General features: G+C 59.2%; 4 protein-coding genes. 3 read left to right on the plus strand and 1 reads right to left on the minus strand.

What is annotated here, in order from left to right:
* Positions 1 to 151 precede the first annotated feature (151 nt).
* The 3 genes from ruvX (at position 152) to chlP (ending at position 3,069) form a co-directional block, all read left to right on the plus strand.
* Positions 152 to 616, plus strand: a complete 465-nt coding sequence (ruvX, locus tag NW840_RS07910) for a Holliday junction resolvase RuvX (RefSeq protein ID WP_414343521.1) — start codon at positions 152 to 154, stop codon at positions 614 to 616.
* Positions 588 to 1,724, plus strand: coding sequence for an extracellular solute-binding protein (locus tag NW840_RS07915; protein WP_414343523.1), 1,137 nt, complete (start codon positions 588 to 590; stop codon positions 1,722 to 1,724). The genes ruvX and NW840_RS07915 overlap by 29 nt, the downstream gene beginning before the upstream one ends.
* A gap of 124 nt (positions 1,725 to 1,848) precedes the next feature.
* Positions 1,849 to 3,069 (plus strand): geranylgeranyl reductase, encoded by a 1,221-nt coding sequence (chlP, locus tag NW840_RS07920; RefSeq protein ID WP_414343525.1) that lies wholly within the window; start codon positions 1,849 to 1,851, stop codon positions 3,067 to 3,069.
* A gap of 7 nt (positions 3,070 to 3,076) precedes the next feature.
* Here chlP and NW840_RS07925 read toward each other — a convergent pair whose 3' ends face one another.
* Complete coding sequence (locus NW840_RS07925) at positions 3,077 to 3,925, minus strand: hypothetical protein (RefSeq protein ID WP_041436575.1); 849 nt, start codon at positions 3,923 to 3,925, stop codon at positions 3,077 to 3,079.
* Positions 3,926 to 4,351 lie beyond the last annotated feature (426 nt).

A 4,351-nucleotide genomic window follows, 5' to 3' on the forward strand; every position in this document is an offset into this window, starting at 1 on the left:
ATCTCCGCCAGAGCACCACCCCTCTGGATGTGAAGCTAGTTGCCGACACCGACATCTACACGGCAGGACCGTTGCGGGTGAGTTTTCTGATGGCGGAAGCTTCTGGTCAACCCGGCTCTCCTGGAGTTCAACAGGCGGGGCGTCCTGAAGGATGACGGATTCACTCCACCCGGCAAGGCTGAAGAGCGAACGAGTGCTGATCGGTTTCGACCCAGGGCGCGACAAATGCGGCATTGCCGTGGTGCAGGTGTTTACGCAAACGGAGCTGAAGGTTTTACACCGGGAGGTGGTCCCTTCCGCGGCAGCCCTGTCTAGACTACAAACGCTCCGGCAACAGTTTCAGGCGGAGCAAGTGATCCTGGGCAATCAGACGACGGCCCAAGCCTGGAAGTCTCAACTGGAATCGATCCTCCCCCCGCAGCAGATTGTCCTGGTGGATGAGCGGCACAGCTCCCAAGAGGCCCGTCAGCGCTACTGGGATTTTCACCCACCGCAGGGATGGGAGCGGCTGTTGCCCAAGGGGATGCGGGTGCCCGCCAAGGCTTACGATGATCTGGTGGCTCTCATTCTGGTGGAGCGGTACTGTCGTGGGCGAGATACGGCTGAGCCGACGTGAGCTTCTACAGGGGATCCTGCTGGGGCTAATGGCGGCAGGATGTGGGGGGCCGGATGCGCACTTGCCTCTTGTCGTGGCGCTCAAGCAAGGGATCCCTGCCAGTTTGCTCAACGAGTTTCGCCGCAGGACTCAGGCCCGCTTTCGGCTGCAACTGTTGGATAGTCGGGATCAGTTGTTGGCCTATCTCCGGCAAAGTGTTCAGCCGGCTGATCCGGCCTGGTGGGATCCGGGGGGATGGTTCCGGCGGCGGCTGCCGGTGGCGGCTTTGAGTTTGTTGGGGGCCGACGGATTGGATCGGGCCATAGCTGCCGGTTGGCTGGCTCCTCTGCCGGCAAGCCTGTTGGGAGAACGATGGCAGAATCTGGATCCCCGTTGGCAAGCTGCGGCACTCCGGGACGGGCAGATTTGGGGTGTGCCCTGGCGCTGGGGGGTAACGGCCATTGCCTACCGCCGCGATCGGGTGAGGGAGCCCATTCGGGACTGGGCGGATCTGTGGCGGCCTGAGCTGGCCGGCAAACTGACTCTGCCGGATCATCCGCGGGAGGTGATTGGGCTAACCCTAAAGAAAATGGGCCACTCCTACAACGATCCCCTCAACCCTGAGGATGTGGAATTACGGCAAGAGCTGGGATCCCTGCACCGTCAGGTTTTAACTTACACCTCTTCCGACTACCTGCCCATCTTGCGCTTGGCCGATAGCTGGGTGGCCGTGGGCTGGTCGCAGGATCTCTACGCCACCCAAGCCAACTACCCTGAGCTGGCAGTGGTGATCCCGGCCTCCGGATCCGCCATCTGGTGGGATGTCTGGGTGCGACCTCACGTCGAAGACAATGCCCACACAGAATCAACCCAGACAGATTCCGGATCCCTGTTGGCCGACTGGCTTGATTTTGTCTTGAATCCTGAATTTGCCCCCCGCTTGGTCAATCTGAGCGGGATCCCTTCGGTTTTGCCGCTGGATTTGGCTCAACTTGCCCCCCGCCTGCAACGCAGAGCCGACTTGCAAATCTCCACTTGGCAACGCTCGGAGATCTGGCGCCCCCTGAGCTCAGCCGAAGCTGAGTCCTATCTCAACCTCTGGGATCAAATGCGGCGGGGCCTTTTGTAGAAACACAGCGAGCGCGAGCCCTCCACTCTGCAACACTTCGTCAAGGTCCGCAATGCTTCTGAGGAGCTGTGGTAGGATGCCTGCTGTCTGATGAGTCAGTTGCACTTGCATCGAGGAGAGCACCTTGAGTCTGAGAGTTGCTGTTGTGGGGGGCGGCCCAGCCGGAGCCTCTGCTGCCGAAGTTCTGGCCCAAGCTGGAATCGAGACCTTTTTGTTTGAGCGGAAGCTGGACAACGCCAAGCCCTGCGGGGGCGCCATTCCCCTCTGTATGGTCTCCGAGTTCGACCTCCCCGAGGGGATCATCGACCGCAAAGTGCGCAAGATGAAGATGATCTCCCCTTCCAACTATGAGGTGGATATCGCCCTCGAAAAAGAAAACGAGTACATCGGCATGTGCCGCCGCGAGATCTTGGATGCCTTCTTGCGCAATCGTGCCCACCAAAAAGGGGCGGAGCTGATCAACGGCAAGGTGATGCATCTGGAGATCCCCCAAAATGGCCGGGATCCCTACATCCTGCACTACAACGATTTCTCTGACGGATCGAGGCAAGGGGTGCCGCGTTCTTTGGCGGTGGATGTGGTGATCGGGGCGGATGGGTTTCACTCCAAGGTGGCAGAAGCCATTGGCGCTGGAGACTATAACTATGCGCTGGCCTTTCAGGAGCGCATCCGGCTTCCAGACGACAAAATGGCCTACTACGCAGAGCGGGCAGAGATGTATGTGGGGGACGATGTTTCTCCAGACTTCTATGCCTGGGTGTTTCCCAAGTCCAACCATGTGGCTGTGGGCACCGGCACCATGAAGGTGAACCAAGCCCACATCCAAAAGTTGCAAGCTGGGATCCGCGCCCGTGCTGCCGAGCGGATTCGAGGAGGCCAGGTGATCAAGGTGGAAGCCCATCCGATCCCAGAGCATCCCCGCCCGCGCCGCGTGGTGGGCCGTGCTGCTTTGGTGGGAGATGCGGCGGGATACGTAACCAAATCCAGCGGCGAAGGGATCTATTTTGCTGCCAAGTCAGGCCGCATGTGTGCCGAGACCCTTGTCGAGACCTCCAACGGTGGCAAGCGCATTCCCACAGAGGAGGATCTAAAACTGTATCTCAAGCGCTGGGATCGCCAGTACGGCCTGACCTACAAGGTCTTGGACATCCTGCAGCGGGTGTTCTACCGTTCCAATGCCACCCGCGAAGCCTTTGTGGAGATGTGCGCCGACCGGGACGTGCAGAGGATGACCTTTGACAGCTACCTCTACAAGACGGTAGTGCCCATGAGCCCTTGGGTGCAGTTCAAGATCACGGTCAAAACCCTGGGCAGCCTGATTCGCGGCAACGCTTTGGCTCCCTGAAGTAACCCTACTGCCACTGGAAGGTCACCGTGACGCGATCCCAATTGGCCTCGGTTTTCAGCACACTGGCGGAGGCCCTTTGTCCGGGGGGCACGTCGCTGGGCTCAAATGCTGCCACTCGCGTATCGACAACTTCTTCTCCCCGATAGAAGGTGAAACGAGCACGGGCGTTGAGAACCGTGCGGGTGCTGCGGTTGATCGCTTCCACGCTTAGGCGGCTACCGGCCCCCACTCGTTCTTCCCGAATGGATCCCACGATTACAAAATCTCCTGGGCTAGCGGCAGACTCGGCTGGGGTGGCGGTCGGAACTGGGGTGCCAGGCTGTGGGGCCGTCTCGCTTTGCTTGGGATCCGACTGCCTCAGCAGCTCCAAAACACGGGCCAACTCCTGCTGAAAGAAAACAAAGGCTTCCCGCGATTGGTTGGCCACCTGGGCCAAAATCAGTCGATCCGACTCCTCTACCGGAATTTCCAGGAGGGGAGCTGGCCCTTTTAGGGTGACTCGGATGCTGGCGACTTCTTGGTTGATGAACTTATCCAGGTAGGGAAAGATGTTGAGAATGCAATCTTGGAAGGATCCCATCGGCATGATGCGATTGTTGGTCAGCACCAAGTCGGCCCGCTCACAGCTAGTCCGATCCTCCATATCAATTTCCAAGGGCACCCGAAAGGAGCCGAGGCTGGTGTTGGTGATGGTAACCCCAATGCCGTACACCTCCTGCCGCCAGCCGTGAATGATCTCCAGGCTAGGGCTGGTCACTTCCTCGGTGAAATACTCTCCGGCCCAGGTCGGGGATCCCCACAGAGGCAGGGCCAGTAGCAGCACAGGGAAATGGCAGGTCAGTCTCCCCTTCACCTCAACCTTCCTTAACTCAACTCGCGGACTTTGGGGCAGAGCAGCGGTGTTTCTTGCTCCCCCGGGATGGCAATAGCCTAACCTAGGGTCGGCGCAAACCAGCGAGGGCAGTCTTTAACCAGAGTAATCTTTTCAACTTCAAGGCTAACGGCTTTGAACCTCATCCGCTCTGCCCAAAAATAACCCGGTGCCTATCTTCATCAAGCTGGGGGTTGCCTTGGCGGTGGATCCCAAGGGCCATTTTGTCGGGGCAGCGCCACCGGCTTTGCCGTTTTCCGCTGGGATCCCGTCTGCGATAGGATCAGAAAGTTCAGCTTACTAGCGCAGGAGCCCCACCCTCTGTCCGTAGGACGAGGGTCGGGAGGAATGCGGAAGTTACGATAGAACCATGACCCAAGTCCTGACCGTCTCCTGCAAGCTCAAGGT

This window comes from Synechococcus sp. R5-13 (assembly GCF_047462015.1).
Classification (GTDB): Bacteria; Cyanobacteriota; Cyanobacteriia; order Thermostichales; family Thermostichaceae; genus Thermostichus.